Origin of the sequence: Pseudomonas sp. SBT1-2 (assembly GCF_028640875.1) — a bacterium.
GTDB lineage: Bacteria > Pseudomonadota > Gammaproteobacteria > Pseudomonadales > Pseudomonadaceae > Aquipseudomonas > Aquipseudomonas chlororaphis_I.
Genome location: NZ_JAQZAA010000056.1, coordinates 12,283 through 28,419, shown reverse-complemented (window position 1 = coordinate 28,419; position 16,137 = coordinate 12,283). Strand labels below are relative to the sequence as shown.

Here is a 16,137-nt window from a genome sequence, read left to right as displayed (position 1 = left end):
TCTTCATCTTTCTATGCGCAGTTGCTGTCGTGCTGACAGGCCCGGAAGCCGTCGGCTTCGAAGATTTCACCCCTGCGGATGTCGCGGTTGCCAACGAAGCCGCGACAGGTGGGGCATTGCGCTGGACCTTCTGCCCGAGTACATCTCCCCAAATAGCGATCCTTCAGCCGGGTATCTGAAGGGAGCGACCTCGCTGCACGAAGCCATCGGGGCGCTGGTGGGCGGAAATCGCAGCTACATGACGTCTGTGCAGACGGCTTGACTCACATAATGCTCGAGGTGCTTCTTGCACACGTCGGCTACGCTGCGCAACTTGATGTGGCGGCGATACTTTCCACCACCCTCGAGAACTCCATGCGGATCTGTGAAAGCGAATCCTTGAGCAAACTCAACGGCAACATGCTCCTGATACGCAAACACGCCACAGAAGGGCTTCACCCGGGAGAACATGATGCCGCCATACTTGACCGTTTCAGAAAACGTGCCAGCCGTCCCCTTCACCGTAACGCGCACTAGCTGGACAATCTCCAACATGGTCATGCGGGTCAGGGCCAGATCTGCCAGCAGCGCTTCGACGGCCTCATTGCTACTACTCAACATCGCGACTTTCTCCCTTGTTCACCCTCTCCTTGGGGGGCACTACTCGATCATGGCGCCCGACCGGATAGCTGCGACGTTCTACGTTAGCACCTGACACCACGATCCAGACAGCGCTGCTCAGAATTTCAGAACTCTCTCAGAACTCGAGGTAACTCTCCTCCATCGCCGAGGGGATCACCGGTACGCCGGCCACGCGACTGCTTGACTGAGAAGCCGGTCGGTCGATCAAGCTCGAAGGCGCTGCCGATGACAATGTGCTGCTTTCAGCGTTGGACTGGAATCTAGTGCCCGCGCAGCATCCGGTGAGCTGGACAATGTGGACGAGATCACTGTCCAAGTAAGTTTGTGGGCATCTACAGTTCGTTGGCCAAATAATCGACCAGAGCCAAGGGACTTCGGCTGTCGACGATTTTGAACATGACGTCGCGCTTACTTCGGGGGAGACGTGTCGCACACCGCTTGGCTGCCGCCCTAACAGCCGCATCAGTTCCATGAATTCTTGCGACCAAAAGGAGCACAAGCGTGGCGTGTGACAGTGTCATGGGAGGAACCTGAAATAGTGCCGCGAGAACTTTCCTTAAGTGAAACATGGCGAAGCGTGAATCATCAAGGAGCCAACGCCTAGATGGCAACGGCCTGCCCGGCAGATCTTGATCGGTATGGAAGGCTGTGTCCCGGGGCGAATGTCTAGTCGCCACCGAAAACCCCAAGGCCAGTTCGGCGGTGGGACAAGGTTCCGGGAGTCGTTTGGTTCAGACGGATGCCTTGACCGAAGAGGGCGTTTCGCTCGACAGAGCGGAGGCAACACCGGGCGCCGAGCTTTGCGAGTCTCGCAATGCTGCATTGCTTGGCACTTTGATATTTAGAATATCTTTAATGAGCCGATTGGGCTCTGCCACCTCGCGCTTCAGGCGTTGCCACTCTTCTTTGAGGATGGCTTTCGTAAAAAATTCGGCGTCATTTAGCGTCGCCTGGATAGCCTCAAACAGTGGCTGGTTCGCGTAGTTCCCTCGAAGAGCTGCTACTGCGAGATCGTCCATGTTCGTGCGCAGCTGTCGCAACGAGATCGTCAACGCTTGGTGTAGCTTCTCGTCGTCGTTCAGACGCAGTACGACCCGCATGTAGAGCTGATGATGCTCACTGGCCCGTGTCGTATTGTCTTTCAGAAACACGATGCGCAGCGCCTCACATTCGTCAACTACTGCTTGGGGATCCTGGCCCCAATATCTGTCGTGCCTATCGCCACACTTCCAGTAGAGCTGCTTCCACGCCTCCGCAGTCTCAAGTGAAAGTGACAGATACTTGGCGATATCCGAGCGTAGATCATCAATCCACTTTTGACGCTTGTCGGCAATAAAGGTGGAGACCGAACGGGTGTTTGCCAAGCGCTGTACGGCAAGTGTCCTCCGGGTGTTCCACAGACTCACCAGTGCGCCGACGATGGCTGTCACGAATCCGCCAATGACAGCCCAGCCGAGACTCACGGGTAGATCAGCGATTAGCTCCCACAAGCTCATGAGGAAGTCGTGCATGTTTAGACCTTATCGACGGAATCTATCTATTGTTACATGAGAGTGAAACATCGTAGCTGACTCTCGATGCGACGACTTGATCTTCAACGTTCGTGGGACGACAACGTATGGAGGACGCATTTCATCTCGCTACTGAGTGAACCCCTCCCAGGCAAGCCAGCACACTCCTCTAATTCCACATAGGCCTCATGACTGTCTCTGCTGCCAAACAGCATTTGCTGATAAGTGCACGGCCTGATATTGGGAAGCGAATCGGACACCCCAGACGGTAGCGTGGCCGTGCTCGTTGGAACTAAGGCTAGGACAAACAGGTTGCTGGCTATACCGATTCTCATGTTCTGAATCCCCCTCAATATTTCCTGCGTCTACCCGGTCAGCGCGCTCCTTTCTGAAGAACAGAAATACACTGCATCTTCCGTAGGGCATCTCTTCAATCGAGGTGAAGACTGATGGTCCGCCGCAGTGTTGATAGATCACGGCACATCACCACCTCCTCAATGTGCACTGGTGTTGAGGGCTAGTACCAGCGCCACGGCATGCTGCTGACGTAACGAGTGACCTGTTTGACCTCCAGGTAGTCGGCAAGCCCATTCCATCCCAAAGCACGCCTGCCACCGCTATGGCGAACCCCGCCACTCGGGGCCTCGATGAACGTAGGTTGGGAGCAATTAATCCAGACGATCCCTGCTCTCAATGCGTTGGCCACCCGCGCAGCACGCTCGGTATCCGCGGACATGACTGCGGCGGCAAAGCCATATCGGCGGTCATTGGCATACGAGACGGCTTGGAGCTCAGTGTTGAAACGCTTTACGCACAGTACGGGCCCGAAGATATCCTCAGTCCAGATAAAACTGTCAGCGTCTGGCTCGTCGAAGATTGTGGGTTCGACGAAATAGCCGCAGCAAAGACTTGAGGGGCGCCCACCTCCGCTTACCAAAGTGGCCTCATCCACACCATGAGAAATCAGGCTCATCACTTTTCTGTACTGCTCAGCTCCAACCAAAGGCCCCATTTGCACCCCTGGCTCCAATCCTGAGCCGACCTTTATTGAGCGGGCGGCCTCGACTAGACGCTCAAGCAATCTCGGGGCAATCTCCCTTTGCACCAGAAGACGTGATGTAGCGCTGTAAATCTGCCCCTGGTTCCAGAAAATCCCGCACATGACCCATTCAACCGCAGCCTCGATATCTGCATCATCGAATACGATAAATGCGGATTTTCCTCCCAACTCAAGGCTGACGTTCTTGATCCCCGAGACTGCGGCGGACATGACTTTGGCACCTGTCGGAACACTGCCCGAAAACACCACCTTGTCCACACCAGGATGTTGGCCCAAAGCATGTCCAGCTTCCTTGCCACAACCAGGAACGATGTTCAGTGCGCCCCCTGGCAAGCCAACCCTCTCTGCAGCGGCGCCTAGCTGGAGTGCTGTCAATGGGGTGAGTTCAGAAGGTTTAAGAACACAAGCAGCGCCCGCGGCCAAGGCCGGCGCTACCTTTTTGGCAGCGCTCAACAAGGGATTGTTCCAAGGAAGAATCAACCCCACCACTCCGATTGCTTCATGGCGGACACGACATTCGAAACTCGTGTTCGAAAGCGGATTCGGTTCATCTTGCAACTCATCCAACTCACGCGCCAGCACGGCATAATATCGAAAGCAACTTACTGCATCGGAAACATCCCGCTGAGCTTCCGAAAGAGGCTTGCCGTTATCGCGAACCTCGAGCACGGACAACTCCTCTCTGTGCTGCTCCAAGTCATCGGCCAAGCTATTCAAGAAATAAGCGCGCTCGTACCCACTAAGGTTTCCCCAATCGCCGGAGAATGCACTTCTTGCCGCACGAACAGCGAGATCAATATCGTCCTCAGTAGCGGAGCCAACGCTCTGAATGACCGTCTCTGTTGCCGGATCAATGCTGACAATCTTCCCTCCATGCGTCGGTCGAACCCAGCATCCGTTTATAAATAGATTGTCCACGATATGACCCTCAAGAATCGAGTATTCAAGTCTGCACTCCGCCTCCAGAGCGCTGTATTTCGAGTTAAAGGACCTGGCATATCCCCGTCGAACAAGTGAAATGGCTTCTTTTGTGGGGCTGCCTCCATCTTCAGCGGAGACAGCCCTCAAGGCAGCCCGAGAATGAACGAACCGACAACACGCTAACAGTTGTACTAAGGTGCTGAAAATATACCTTTGAGGGTAGTTCTAAGGATATTGAATTCGTTGGCCTATCTTAATATGGGTAGGCTTGAATTCACTGGGATAGAGGGCCATCAGGCTTCCTCGCCGCAAGCCTAGTTGGATTCCAGGCAGCGTATGAACAAGCCAAGCAGATCAGACTGGCTTCTGACGCCGAGCTTCTCATATAAGTTTCTGCGATGTACCTTGACGGTCCCGTTGCTAATTTTAAGCAACTGGGATATCGCAAGGCTTGAGTGCCCTCTTAATAATAGCCTTGCGACCTCGCGTTCTCGCCGGGTTATCAGGCCGCGGCCAAAACTTTCGAATGTCTCGTTTACCTTCTTGTCATTATCGGGTGCGGACGTTCCCCCGCTTCTCCGATGCTCATGCCAGGCTGACTGCACCACGGCATCCACAACGGGTAGGGCATTGTTTAATAGAGTGATTTCATCACTTCGAAAGCCTCCTCCCAGCCGCCTCATCAAGGAGAACACCGCCGTGCATTTCGGCTGCAGATTGATGAAGAAGCCAAGCTCATCATTCAATCCCAAGTAGCTGTAATAGCTCTTGAAGTAGTCACTATCTTGGAATCCATCGGACGTCATGTCACGCAGGCAGCACACGCCATTGCCTGGGTTGTTTCGGCAAGCAAGGAAAAAGGGGTTCTGCAGATAGGGGCCCTGCTTATACCATTCAATGAAAATCCTCTTCAATCCCTCAGATAATGTGTGGAATAGCAGTAGTGGTTTCTGGTCTCCGTCATAAACAAACAATACAAAATGGTCCACAACGCTTAAGCACTGCAACCACTTAGTCAGAGATTGAAGTTGCATACTTCCGCAAGGCTGCTTCAGCACCTCAACTACCTGTCGTGTCCAGGCTGCATCTTGTCTACGCATTGTCATCTACCTATCTTGACCGACCGCTCATTGTCTTTTTGTTTTCTGAAGTGATGCCTTTTTATAAATATCACCTATGGGCAATCTGGACAATCAGACGAATATGGTAGCGAAGTGGAGATTAAAAATGGCTAATATTTAGAGTTAGCCCACGTCCCCGGAAGAGAGCTCTTCCTCAACCTCGAGCATGATGAACCAATGCGCTGCCGCGGTCACTCAGCTCAAAGATAACAAAACTGTTAGATAATTTGCATTTATATACCTCCAAGAGGGTATATGGATGAATCCCAATCTTTAACGTTTGAATTTTTTATGCCGCCTCACTTGCTTGTTCTAGACGCCTTTCTCCTAATGACACTCCATAATGCTATGACTGCCCCCTAATTCTCTCGCAGCATTAGCCGATAGATCTCCCAACCCAACTCCAATCATTGCCCTCGGGAGATTTATGTCATGTCTTTTCGCAATTTGCATATCGCGACCCGTGCGGGTCTCAGCTTTGCGGTGATCACTTTCCTGCTCGTTTTCACAGGAATTTTTTCGCTCAACCGGATGGAATCGATCAATGAAGCATCTTCAATGATCAGCGATAATTGGCTTCCAAGTGTCCGAGAAACCGGGCACATGAATACGTTGCTTGCAGAGTCCCGCCAACTTCTGCTTTCAGGTGTTCTGATATCAGACCCAAGCAATAGGGCCTCATTCGAACAACGGTTGATGGCCCTGGAAAAGGAACTGCTGGAGACAGAAGCAGAGTATCGAAAACTGGTGAGTGGCCATGACGAGCAGGTCCTGTTCGATAACTACCTGGCAACCCGGAAAATCATGCTGGATGCTCAGAATGCCCTTCTGCGGTCGGCAGCGGATCGTCCAGTGGCAGAAATACGCCAGCTCACCCGGACCGAGTTGTTCGACCAGTATCATGCAACGCGGGAGTCTCTCCAAAAACTGATCGACTTCAACTCTCAAGGCGCCAACGAAGCGAATGAACGCTCCGATAGCCAGTACGCTACCGCAGTCAAAGCTGTCATCGGTGTTCTGGTAGCAGCCGGCCTCGGCACTGTCGTTTTGGCCTGGCTCCTCACTCGCAGCATTACCCTGCCACTCAACCAGGCTGTCAGGATTGCCGAAGTCATAGCCTCTGGCAATCTGACCACCCATATCGATACCCAGGGACGAGACGAGCCGGCCAAACTATTGCAGGCCCTACAACGCATGCAAGAGCAGTTACGCCAGACCATCCAACAGATCGTCGGCTCAGCAACCCAACTGGCATCTGCCGCCGTGGAACTGACAGCGGTAACGGAGCAAAGCAACCGAGCCCTCACCCAACAGAACGATGAGATTCAGATGGCCGCGACCGCCGTCAACGAGATGACAAGTGCGGTGGAAGAGGTAGCTCGCAACGCCAGCTCGACCTCTGATGCCTCTTCCGCATCCGAACAGGCAGCAAAGCAAGGTCGAGAGCGGGTACTGGACACGGTACAAGCGATTCGAATGATGGGCACAGAGGTGGAGAACACTTCCGAACTCGTGAGTGGGCTAGCCCAAAAAGCGCTGGATATTTCCAAGGTGCTGGATGTCATTCGAGGGATCGCCGAACAGACCAATCTGCTGGCGCTGAATGCGGCAATCGAAGCTGCTCGCGCGGGAGATCTGGGCCGTGGATTTGCTGTGGTCGCAGATGAGGTCCGGGCTCTTGCCCACCGCACCCAGGTATCTACGCAGGAGATCGAGCTCATGATTGTCAATATTCAAGGAGGGACTGGCGAGGCGGTAAATGCCATGAGTAGCACCAGCATCCGAGCACGGGATATGCAGGAAATAGCCGAGGCTGCCGGTGTCGCGCTGAACGAAATAGCCGAACGAGTCAGCCAGATCAATGAGCGCACTTTGGTGATCGCCAGCGCATCCGAGGAGCAAGCTCAGGTCGCCCGAGAAGTGGATCGCAACCTCGTCAACATACGCGACATATCGCTGCAGACTTCTGACGGAGCCAGTCAGACGGCTGCTGCAAGTCACGAGCTGTCTCAATTGGCGAACGATCTCAACGGCATGGTCTCCCGCTTTGTGGTCTGAAACACCGGACTGCTTGCCGCCGAGTAGCCAGGTCGAATCATGAACTCGTTGGCTCTGCGATTGATGGGGCCGTCCATTTCCCACGAAACCACTCCTTGGCGGACCTTCGCCCCAGGCTACGATTGCTCCCGGCCGTACTGACCGTGCAGCAAAGACGGACTTCATATCCGGGCGAACGAATCCAATGAGAGCTTACTGGCGGGGACATCGCGTTGCGGCCAGGGGAGAATCGGGGCAATCGGACCGCTCCACGAAGCAGGATCCTACCGAAGCGACTGATTCGACACTGCTCCTGCAATAGGTATCGCACCGGACCTCATCCCCGATGACAATCTTGGCCATTCCAACGATGGCTGGGGTCTCGACCAGGTCGACGCACTGGAACTTGCCGAGCGCCTGGAGAAAGCCATCGAAGCTAGGGAGACCCAGAGCTATACCGACAAGTACCGAGCGCACCTCGAGGCGCTTCCCATGGAGCCGTGCACCATCTGCGGCGCTACGGGCAAGCGCGCCGAGCCACCGCAGACCGGGCCGGGAACCTTGCCTTGCAATGGTTGCGACAGCTCGGGCCGGGTCTTAAACTTCGCAACCCACTACCCTTTCGACGTGGAGAACGTGAGGGAATTTGCGACGTTCTTGCGTGCGAGCGGCGGGTTCGAAATCTGCTAACAAGATAGTCCGAGGAGGCGATTTGCACGGCTGGTTCAGCTGTGTACATCGCCAGTTCTCGTGGCAGGTGGGCGCGAGCAAGAGGACGGCTCATTCGCACTGCTATGCCAGCGCTTCCTAGCTCAGGACATGTCAGAACGTAAATTCTGGGGCGAACGGACGCTGCCTGTTTGCATTCTGTATCGAAGTGGTTGCAAAACAATTCGAAAACGACAGTCTACAAATTGTTTTGCAATTCTGTTGGTTACGCATCCAATTGTGCTGGTCATCATGAACACCCAACTCATTTTTGGGGTATCGCGATGAAGAAACAACTGGCTGTTTTTGGTCTGGTCGCTGGCGCCGTTCTGGCTCACGGACAGGCGAATGCGCAAAGCGCGGAAATCAAGGTCATTGGCAAAATCTTGCCTGACGCTTGCCAACTGGTGATCGGCGGTGGTGGGGTGTATGACTTCGGCAATATCGGCGCGGACAAGCTGAGCAAGGATTCGACGACCACACTCGAAGCCAAGACGCAGACCCTGACTGTCACGTGCAACGCGGCTGCTAAAGTCGCGGTGAAGGCAACGGACAACCGCATGGGGTCGGCAGCGGGCGGCAAGGGTGACGCCTACGAGTTCGGCTTGGGCAAGCATCCCGGTGGCGATCCGGGCTACTACAAGCTGGCGCTGACTCGTGCCATCAGTGAAGGCAACACGCTTGATGTGCTTGCTGATCCCAACAACAGCAATTCGTGGAGCATCGACAGCGCGGGCTTTACCGCCAACGGTACCTCGCGCGTGGCCTTCGCTAGCTCGGGAAGCTTAGCGCCGGAGGCGTACAAGAACCTGACGGCCGATCTGACGGTGACCCCGACGATTAACAAGCTGTCGGCGCTGGATCTGGCCAATGGCGGCGTCGATCTGGACGGTTCCGCCACCATCGAGCTGAGCTACTTGTAAACCAGGACGGAAGGCAGGGCACTGTGATCGTCCCGTGCGGGATTTCGCATGGCTCCTGCCTGTTTCCAGAACGGCTTGCATGAGCGTCCACGCATGCCCCCCATATTCGATATCAACCGAGCTCCCCATGAATTTCAAGCCCCTGCTCACGCTCCTCTTGCTCGCATCCACCGCCGTAGCAACAGACCAAGCGTCCGCCGTCGATCTGAGCGTCAGCGGCCGAATCAGTCCTAGCAGCGCTTGCAACCTATCGCTGGGTAACAACGGGCAGATCGACCTTGGCACGCTATCGCGCCAGGATTTACGGGCCAACGATGAAACCCTCATCATTCATCCGGGCTTGATGACGTTGACTATCCAATGCCAAACCCCGACCAAGACGGCAATCAAGGCGATAGACAATCGTGAATCCTCCGACGTGGGTTTGTGGGGCTATTCCCACTACGGGTTGGGCATTCCAGGAAGCCAGAGCAGGTTCTGGTTCTACCCGAACTCTCACTTCGGCGACGGAAAACCACTAGACCGCTTGGTAAGTGGGCGTGACGGCAACTGGGAGGTCTCTGCCCCCCCGATGTATCCATCCTCCTTGAACGCGTGGGCAGAAGAAGGTAGCGCACTCCCGCAAGCGTTCAAGACGATCAGCAGCGAGTTGTCGTTCTACATCAAGCTGGCTGCTCCCCGTGACCTCGATCTGAGCCGGGAGGTTGTTCTCGACGGCTCCGCCACACTGGAGCTGGTCTACCTGTAGCGCGAGCTCGCATACCGCCGAATGCACACCATCTGACTTGACTGAGCACTTATGAACCTCAAGCCTCTACTCGCCCTCGCTCTACTAGCCTCCGCCATGAAAGTTGCCTCTGCCGCCGATTTGAGCGTTAGCGGCCAAATCAAGCCTGCCAGCGCATGCAATCTCACGCTCAGCGATCGCGGTCAAATTAACCTCGGAGAGCTTTCACGCAACGACTTGCACGCCACTGATGAGACGTTCTTCGTGCGCAAGTTGCAGTTGCTAGTCGAGTGTAAAGCCGCGACCAAAGTGGGGGTCAAGTCGATAGACAATCGTGAGTCCGTGTATGGCGACTTCGGGTTGGGTATTCAAGGCAGTTCAGGCCGATTCGCGATCTACCCGTTCCACCGGTTTGGTGATGGAAAGCCGCTATTCCAGTTGAAAAGTTGGGATGGCATCAGCTGGCGACACAACGGCTCGACCGTAGCAGCCGATCCAATTTATCCGTCGGAGCTGGGCGCTTGGGCAGAAGAAGGCGCACTCCCACAGGCCTTCACGACGGTCAGCACCGAGTTGCAATTCACCATCCATTTGCCCCCTCTTAGTGACCTGGATCTGAGCCAGCAAATCGACCTTGACGGCTCCGCCACGATGGAACTGGTCTACCTGTAGCGCGAACCCGCATACCGCTGAATGCACACCATCTGACTTGACTGAGCACTTATGAACCTCAAGCCTCTACTCGCCCTCGCTCTACTAGCCTTCGCCGTGAAAGTTGCCTCTGCCGCCGATTTGAGCGTTAGCGGCCAAATCAAGCCTGTCGGGGCTTGCAATCTGATGTTGGGCAATGCGGGCACTATCGACCTGGGAACGATATCCCGCAAGGATCTGCGGGACGAAGCGAATTGGTTGAACAACATTTACCGGCCGATATCGTTTTCCATCAATTGCCCGATGCCAACAACGGTGGCGCTGCGGGCGATCGATAATCGGGAGGGCACTGCTACCAGTGAGATCTGGGATGCCGCCTACGGTTTGGGCACTACGTTCAGCGGAAAGAAGTTCGGGGCGTATCGTTGGATGCCGCGCCAGGTCAAGATTGACGGAAGCTGGGCACAGCAACTATTGCAAAAGAACCCGGGGGATGATTGGGCCGAGAGCGTGAAACCTGGAGTACTTGGGAGAAACTTGGCGCCCAACTGGCTAACCACCTGGACGCAGGAAGGAAATGATTTGCCTCAAGCCTTTCAAGTCGTTGCAGGAAACTTGGAGTTCGCGATACACATCCCGGTTTCCGGGCTCGATCTGAGCCAGGAAATCAACATTGATGGCTCCGCCACGATGGAACTGGTCTACCTCTAATTCCGCCAATCCACACCGGCCATCATGCACTTGAAGCAATTCCTCGTTCCGTCTTTACTCGCTTTTGCTTTGGCAGGCGCAGGTGACGTTTGGGCCGCCGATCTGAACGTCCGCGGCCAAATCCAACCCGTTGGTGCCTGCAGCCTGACGCTGCGCAACGGAGGCATCACCGATCTGGGAACGCTCACCTTCAAACAGGTGGCCGAAGGCCCGCTACTGATGATCGGAGCGAACCTCTACCACCGCATCGCCGCTATCGATGAGCAGTTGACCGTTGCATGCCCGATGCAGACCAGGGTGTCCCTGCGGGCGCTCGACAACCGCCGCAGTTCGGCGGACAACCCCTTCACCTTTGGCTTGGGCTTCGGCAAGGGCAAAAAGGCGGGCTGGTTCAGGCTAAACGCCTCTGCGGCAGTCGGTGACGGCAGGGGTATTGCGCTGTTGTATCGCTGGGACGATGACACCTCGTGGCGGGAACAGGCCTTCTGGGGAGTCGAGTGGGCAGATGACAGCGTAGACGTGTCCTGGGCCGAATCGGGGCAGACCTTGCCGCAGGCATTCGAGACGCTCGAGATCAAGGTAACTGGAGATGTCGCGGTGTCGAACACGTTGGATACTCATAGCGAAGTAGCGCTTGACGGTTCCACCACCCTTGAACTGCGCTACCTATGAAGCCTGATACCGGCACGAGTAGCCCGACCGGCCGGTGTCCGCCGCTGGGCCCAGCGCAATAGCCCCAAAACACTGAGATTTACCCGAGCGTTTCGTGGCGCGCCCGAGCGCACCGCAAGGGAGAACTCACGCCCATTTGTTTGCCAATTCTTGATTTGACCCTACCGATCGTGACTACTTCTGCCCATCGCTTTCCCCGTCGTCTATCCCCCATGGCACGTCCTACCTTGCCGCGTTGGCGCGTGTTGGCGCAATGCGCCGCTACGGCAGGTGTGCTGACGTGCCTGCATTTTTCGGTCCCCGCGCAGGCTTCGGGTGTCTTGCCCGAGTCCTCGGTCGTGATCATCAACGAGGCGGATGGCGAAGCCACCATGAACGTGAAGAACACCGAGTCGATTCCGTTGCTTCTACACACGGCCATCCAGAACCTGCCGGAAGATCAGGAGTTGCTGGTGGTGGCGGTGCCTCCGGTCAGCCGCGTGGAGGCTCAAGATTCGCAGCTGGTGCGCTTCTTGTTGCAGAGCAAGGACCCGCTGCGGGTGCAACGCCTCAAGCGAGTGACCTTCGAGGGCATCCCGCCCAAGGGGCCGGACGGCAAGGCGCGCATCAGCATGACGATCCGCCAGAATCTGCCTCTGATCGTGCACCCTGCGAAGCTCGAACGGCATGCGACACCCTGGACGCTACTGCAGTGGACGGTTGCGGACGGAAAACTGAACGTGCGCAACGACAGCGCCTACGTGGTGCGCTTGGCTCAAGGCGTGCAGCTTCTGCCTAGCAAGACGACAATCGACCTGGGCAAGACCTATATCTTGCCCAACACGTCGGTGGAAGTCGCCTTGCCGCCGGGCGGCGGCATGCGTGCGACGACAGGTGTAAGAATCTCGCCTGCCACAGCCTATGGCTATGAAGTCGACACCTACGACGCCCCGCTTGCCAAAACGGCCCAGCAGTGATGTTTGCTGTCAACGAGGCTCGTCGCGCGAGGTGCCGCGGTCAACCACGAGTGCGGCGGCGCCGGGCGGCCGCTTCTTCGCTGCTGCTACTGGCGGGAGCTAGTCAAGCGTGGCCCACGGCGCAGGCCCAGGAGGGAGTACCACTGGGTGGTCTGTCGGCAACTCAGGTGGAAAATGCAGAGTTCGATACGGACATTCTGCAACGCCGGGGCCTGGACCCGCATATCGCTGACTACTTTCGCGACGCACCCCGGTTTCAGCCTGGCCGCAATCGGGTCATCGTATATGTGAACGACATTAGGCGGGGACGCATCAATACGCGGTTTACCGCAGATGGCGCGCTGTGCTTTGACCAGGGCTTCCTGGACGCTGCCGGCTTAGCGGTGCCCGAAGCGAAGTACGCCGTAGCGCAAACGCCTGGGTCTGAATCCTGCTACGACTTTGTAAAGGCGTTCCCAGGCACCCACATCACGCTTAAGCCTGGTCGGGAAGAGGTGCGCTTGATCGTGCCCACTGTGGCCCAGCGCTTGGCTGTCACAGACTTTTCCGGGTTCAGCCGCGGCGGTAAGGCGGTGCTGTACAACTACGATCTGATGGCCATGCGCAACCAGGCGCGCGGCATGACGGGTTCGAATTTCTTCACACTCAACTCCGAGCTGGGGGTAAACGCCGGCGACTGGATCATGCGTAGCCGTTCCTATGCTCAGCGTCAGGGCAAGTCCGGGTTCCGCAACCGCCACCTCTATGCGTACGGCCAGAAGACCTGGCCCAAATCGGGTGCGACGGTCCAGGGCGGACAGATCAACATTGCCAATTCGGCATTGACCGGTGCGCCGCTGACCGGAGTCCAGGTGTTTCCCGAGTCCGCGCTGAGCGAAAGGCAGCACAACATCGTCATGGTCGAGGGCGTAGCGCAGTCGCAAGCACGGGTGGAAGTGCGCCAGGCAGGCGCGTTGATCTACTCCACCGTAGTGCCCGCCGGACCTTTTGCGCTTACAGACCTGCCGCTGCTCAACTACAGCAGCAACCTGGACGTGACCGTGACCGAATCTGGCGGCGCGCAGCGGCACTTCATGGTGCCAGCCGGCTCCATCAACGCGGGTTCGCTCGGGCAGCGGCCCGGCTACGCCTTCGCGCTGGGCAAGAGCCGCAACCTCAACGGAACCAAGGCCCGTGATCCGTGGGTCGCGAGCGCCAGCGGCAGTTGGACACTGCGCAGGTCCAGCAGCGTCAGCGCCGGCGCGCTGTATGCGCCCGGCTACCAGGCAGGTAGTTGGGGCGTGGACATGCGGTTGTCGCGGTTGAGCGGGCTCAAGCTGCTGCAGCGTGCCTCGCGTGCTTCGCTTCAAAGCGCGAAGACGGGCACGCAGATCGAGGTCTCCGGGATCGTTGGGGGGCTGCGCGAGAACCTGAGCATGAGCGTGAGCAGCGCCTATCAGGGCAACGGCTATCGCACGCTGGACGATTTCACTCAGGATACTGCGGGCTCACGTTACACGGCCTCGCGCTATCGGAGCCAGCACACCGCTGCAATGGCTTGGTCCGATGCAAGAATGGGAGGACTCTCCCTGGGCTACTCCCTTTCGAGCCAGCAGGACGGCAACCGTACTCAGAGGCTGAACTTCTCCTGGGGCAAGAACTTTGAATTCGGCACTGTGTCGTTCAACGTCGAGCGTGATCTCAGTGCCCGCCAGAAGAGCCGCGATCGGTACGGTTACGGCGCCTACAACAGACCGACCAATACCTACTACCTGTCGTTGAGCATCCCCTTCGGAAAACGAAGCGTGCGCACCTTTGCCAGCAATGCAAGTGGCTACACGAGATTCGGTGCCAATTACAACGAGCAGGTGAGCGATAACCTGAACTACTCGGTGAGCGCAGAACGCAATACGCGTGACGGAAACAATGCGCTGTCTGGCCAATTGGCCGCTACGCCGCGCGTTGCTCGGGTGAATCTTGGCTACTCCGATACCGGGAACCAAGCCCGCGCCTACTACGGTGGCGCCTCGGGTGGCCTAGTGGTGCATTCCCAGGGACTGACATTGTCGCCATATCCGGTGCAGGATACCTTTGGGATCGTGTCAGCAGCTGGCGTGCCGAGCGTGAAAATCAGCACTCCGCAAGGGCCGGTGTGGACCGATCCTTGGGGACGTGCCGTGGTGCCGCAGCTCTCTGCGTACAGCAGCAACCGCGTCGAGGTGATGACTAAGACCTTGCCGCGCAACATCGATATCAGCAACGGCTTTCGCCAGGTCGACCCTGGACGTGGCTCAGTGAGCCAGATTGACTTCGAGCTTACCCGCGTGCGCCGCGTGCTGCTCAATGCGCGCGATTCCGAAGGCCGGCCGCTACCGGCCGGCGCCTATGTGCTCGACGCCAGCCAGCAGTACGTAGGCACTGTGCTGGAGCAGGGTCAGGTGTTCCTGAGCAATGGCAACGAGAACGGGGAACTGTCGGTGGCCTTGCCAGATGGGCGGCAATGCGTGCTCCAGTTTTCTCTGTTGGAGCAAGCGAGCACCGACACTTTATTCGAAAGCGCTGATGCTCGTTGCGTGCTCCGATGAGACAGATAACCGTGAGGTCCCTTATGAAGCAATACTTGAGACTCGCCCACAGGCATGCCTGGGCGCTATGCCTGGGTATGAGCCTGAGCGGGGCGTCGGCCGCCGCGGACAACTGCCAGGTGCACGCCGTACCCGCACTGGTGGACTACGGTCCGCAGCATCGTCAGAGCATTCTTAGCCAACCAACAACCTTCGGCGGCCATGCGCTGGGAAAGCGCCTGGTATCGGTGAATGTGGTGTGCAGCACGCCGGTGCGTATCGCCCTGTTCTTGCGCGGTGAGCCCCAGAACGATCGCGCCTTCCGTTTCGGAGAACAAGGGGCTCTTTCCGTGGTGGCCGAGCAGGCCACGCTGGATGGAAAATCGTTGTCCCTGAGTAACGTGGAGCAGACCGGTCAGGCACCGTCAGAGCCATCTACAAGGTCCGGCCTGCAGCCGGGCCGAGGCATTGTGGTGATGGAGCAAGGTTTGCCGGCAATCGGCAGCCGATTGTCCCTGATGCTTGAGTTGGATCCTGCCGTCCCTGGCGATGTTATCGCCGTGGTCAACAGCGAGTCTACGTGGTCCAGCAGCTATCAACTGGAGCTCGTTGCGTTCTGACACAGGCCTGGTCGGTCTAGAACAGCATATCAACGGAGAGCTGCGGTTGATGGGCGGGATAGTTGTTGACCAAGACTCGCGTCGCGAGTTCTTACCAAAAAAAGAGATTGTTCTTACGTGTGTTGGCAGTTCAGTTGATGGCACATTTAGCCTGCCGCTTTCTGTAGGGCTCAAAGATAGTCGTTGCCATTGCGCACCGGTACTTCATACGCGGCAGACCCCCGTTGAAGCAACCCTTGATAGGAGATGACCTCGTAGAGCCCAGGGCCAGTTTCTGCCCGCATGGAAGGCGTCTTGAAATAGAACCCAAGGCCGGAGGCACTTGTTCTAGAGCAAGTGCCTCTAGCTACTCGCC

The 16,137-nt window shown here is 56.9% G+C and carries 14 protein-coding genes; 9 read left to right on the top strand and 5 right to left on the bottom strand.

The genetic code is table 11. From position 1 onward, the window contains the following. Nucleotides 1–234: 234 nt before the first annotated feature. The 5 genes from PVZ78_RS07120 to PVZ78_RS07100 all read right to left on the bottom strand — a co-directional run bounded on the left by PVZ78_RS07120 (nt 235) and on the right by PVZ78_RS07100 (nt 5,213). The gene (locus PVZ78_RS07120; RefSeq protein ID WP_273828461.1) at nt 235–600 is read right to left on the bottom strand and encodes a DUF1801 domain-containing protein; all 366 of its coding nucleotides are present in this window, start codon (nt 598–600) and stop codon (nt 235–237) included. A gap of 353 nt (nt 601–953) precedes the next feature. Beyond that, nucleotides 954–1,142 carry a DUF7740 domain-containing protein gene (locus PVZ78_RS07115; RefSeq protein ID WP_273828460.1) on the bottom strand — a complete coding sequence of 63 codons (189 nt, stop codon included), beginning with the start codon at nt 1,140–1,142 and terminating at the stop codon, nt 954–956. Between the two features lie 210 nt (nt 1,143–1,352). Next, complete coding sequence (locus tag PVZ78_RS07110) at nt 1,353–2,132, bottom strand: hypothetical protein (RefSeq protein ID WP_273828459.1); 780 nt, start codon at nt 2,130–2,132, stop codon at nt 1,353–1,355. A 517-nt stretch (nt 2,133–2,649) separates the two neighbouring features. Next, nucleotides 2,650–4,113 carry an aldehyde dehydrogenase family protein gene (locus PVZ78_RS07105; protein WP_273828496.1) on the bottom strand — a complete coding sequence of 488 codons (1,464 nt, stop codon included), beginning with the start codon at nt 4,111–4,113 and terminating at the stop codon, nt 2,650–2,652. Nucleotides 4,114–4,427: 314 nt separating this feature from the next. Then, the gene (locus PVZ78_RS07100; RefSeq protein ID WP_273828458.1) at nt 4,428–5,213 is read right to left on the bottom strand and encodes a response regulator transcription factor; all 786 of its coding nucleotides are present in this window, start codon (nt 5,211–5,213) and stop codon (nt 4,428–4,430) included. A gap of 453 nt (nt 5,214–5,666) precedes the next feature. On the opposite strand from PVZ78_RS07100, the gene PVZ78_RS07095 reads away from it, so the two are divergent. The 9 genes from PVZ78_RS07095 to PVZ78_RS07055 all read left to right on the top strand — a co-directional run bounded on the left by PVZ78_RS07095 (nt 5,667) and on the right by PVZ78_RS07055 (nt 15,782). After that, nucleotides 5,667–7,292 (top strand): methyl-accepting chemotaxis protein, encoded by a 1,626-nt coding sequence (locus PVZ78_RS07095; RefSeq protein WP_273828457.1) that lies wholly within the window; start codon nt 5,667–5,669, stop codon nt 7,290–7,292. Nucleotides 7,293–8,263: 971 nt separating this feature from the next. After that, nucleotides 8,264–8,902 (top strand): DUF1120 domain-containing protein, encoded by a 639-nt coding sequence (locus tag PVZ78_RS07090; protein ID WP_273828456.1) that lies wholly within the window; start codon nt 8,264–8,266, stop codon nt 8,900–8,902. Nucleotides 8,903–9,029: 127 nt separating this feature from the next. Further along, nucleotides 9,030–9,650 carry a DUF1120 domain-containing protein gene (locus PVZ78_RS07085; protein WP_273828455.1) on the top strand — a complete coding sequence of 207 codons (621 nt, stop codon included), beginning with the start codon at nt 9,030–9,032 and terminating at the stop codon, nt 9,648–9,650. 51 nt (nt 9,651–9,701) lie between these two features. Next, nucleotides 9,702–10,301 carry a DUF1120 domain-containing protein gene (locus tag PVZ78_RS07080; RefSeq protein WP_273828454.1) on the top strand — a complete coding sequence of 200 codons (600 nt, stop codon included), beginning with the start codon at nt 9,702–9,704 and terminating at the stop codon, nt 10,299–10,301. 51 nt (nt 10,302–10,352) lie between these two features. After that, complete coding sequence (locus PVZ78_RS07075) at nt 10,353–10,991, top strand: DUF1120 domain-containing protein (protein ID WP_273828453.1); 639 nt, start codon at nt 10,353–10,355, stop codon at nt 10,989–10,991. Nucleotides 10,992–11,021: 30 nt separating this feature from the next. Next, entirely contained in the window at nt 11,022–11,663 is a 642-nt protein-coding gene (locus tag PVZ78_RS07070; protein ID WP_273828452.1) for a DUF1120 domain-containing protein, read from the top strand. A 212-nt stretch (nt 11,664–11,875) separates the two neighbouring features. Continuing rightward, nucleotides 11,876–12,619 (top strand): fimbria/pilus chaperone family protein, encoded by a 744-nt coding sequence (locus PVZ78_RS07065; RefSeq protein WP_273828451.1) that lies wholly within the window; start codon nt 11,876–11,878, stop codon nt 12,617–12,619. A gap of 167 nt (nt 12,620–12,786) precedes the next feature. Next, entirely contained in the window at nt 12,787–15,183 is a 2,397-nt protein-coding gene (locus PVZ78_RS07060) for a fimbria/pilus outer membrane usher protein (RefSeq protein WP_273828450.1), read from the top strand. Between the two features lie 23 nt (nt 15,184–15,206). Next, the gene (locus PVZ78_RS07055; RefSeq protein ID WP_273828449.1) at nt 15,207–15,782 is read left to right on the top strand and encodes a hypothetical protein; all 576 of its coding nucleotides are present in this window, start codon (nt 15,207–15,209) and stop codon (nt 15,780–15,782) included. The last annotated feature ends 355 nt before the right edge of the window (nt 15,783–16,137 follow it).

Excerpts from the sequence above, each read along its gene's own strand:
- PVZ78_RS07090 (WP_273828456.1), top strand. The coding sequence starts at position 8,264 with ATGAAGAAACAACTGGCTGTTTTTGGTCTGGTCGCTGGCGCCGTTCTG.
- PVZ78_RS07120 (WP_273828461.1), bottom strand. The coding sequence starts at position 600 with ATGTTGAGTAGTAGCAATGAGGCCGTCGAAGCGCTGCTGGCAGATCTG.
- PVZ78_RS07055 (WP_273828449.1), top strand. The coding sequence starts at position 15,207 with ATGAAGCAATACTTGAGACTCGCCCACAGGCATGCCTGGGCGCTATGC.
- PVZ78_RS07100 (WP_273828458.1), bottom strand. The coding sequence starts at position 5,213 with ATGCGTAGACAAGATGCAGCCTGGACACGACAGGTAGTTGAGGTGCTG.
- PVZ78_RS07080 (WP_273828454.1), top strand. The coding sequence starts at position 9,702 with ATGAACCTCAAGCCTCTACTCGCCCTCGCTCTACTAGCCTCCGCCATG.
- PVZ78_RS07075 (WP_273828453.1), top strand. The coding sequence starts at position 10,353 with ATGAACCTCAAGCCTCTACTCGCCCTCGCTCTACTAGCCTTCGCCGTG.
- PVZ78_RS07065 (WP_273828451.1), top strand. The coding sequence starts at position 11,876 with ATGGCACGTCCTACCTTGCCGCGTTGGCGCGTGTTGGCGCAATGCGCC.
- PVZ78_RS07095 (WP_273828457.1), top strand. The coding sequence starts at position 5,667 with ATGTCTTTTCGCAATTTGCATATCGCGACCCGTGCGGGTCTCAGCTTT.
- PVZ78_RS07115 (WP_273828460.1), bottom strand. The coding sequence starts at position 1,142 with ATGACACTGTCACACGCCACGCTTGTGCTCCTTTTGGTCGCAAGAATT.
- PVZ78_RS07085 (WP_273828455.1), top strand. The coding sequence starts at position 9,030 with ATGAATTTCAAGCCCCTGCTCACGCTCCTCTTGCTCGCATCCACCGCC.
- PVZ78_RS07110 (WP_273828459.1), bottom strand. The coding sequence starts at position 2,132 with ATGCACGACTTCCTCATGAGCTTGTGGGAGCTAATCGCTGATCTACCC.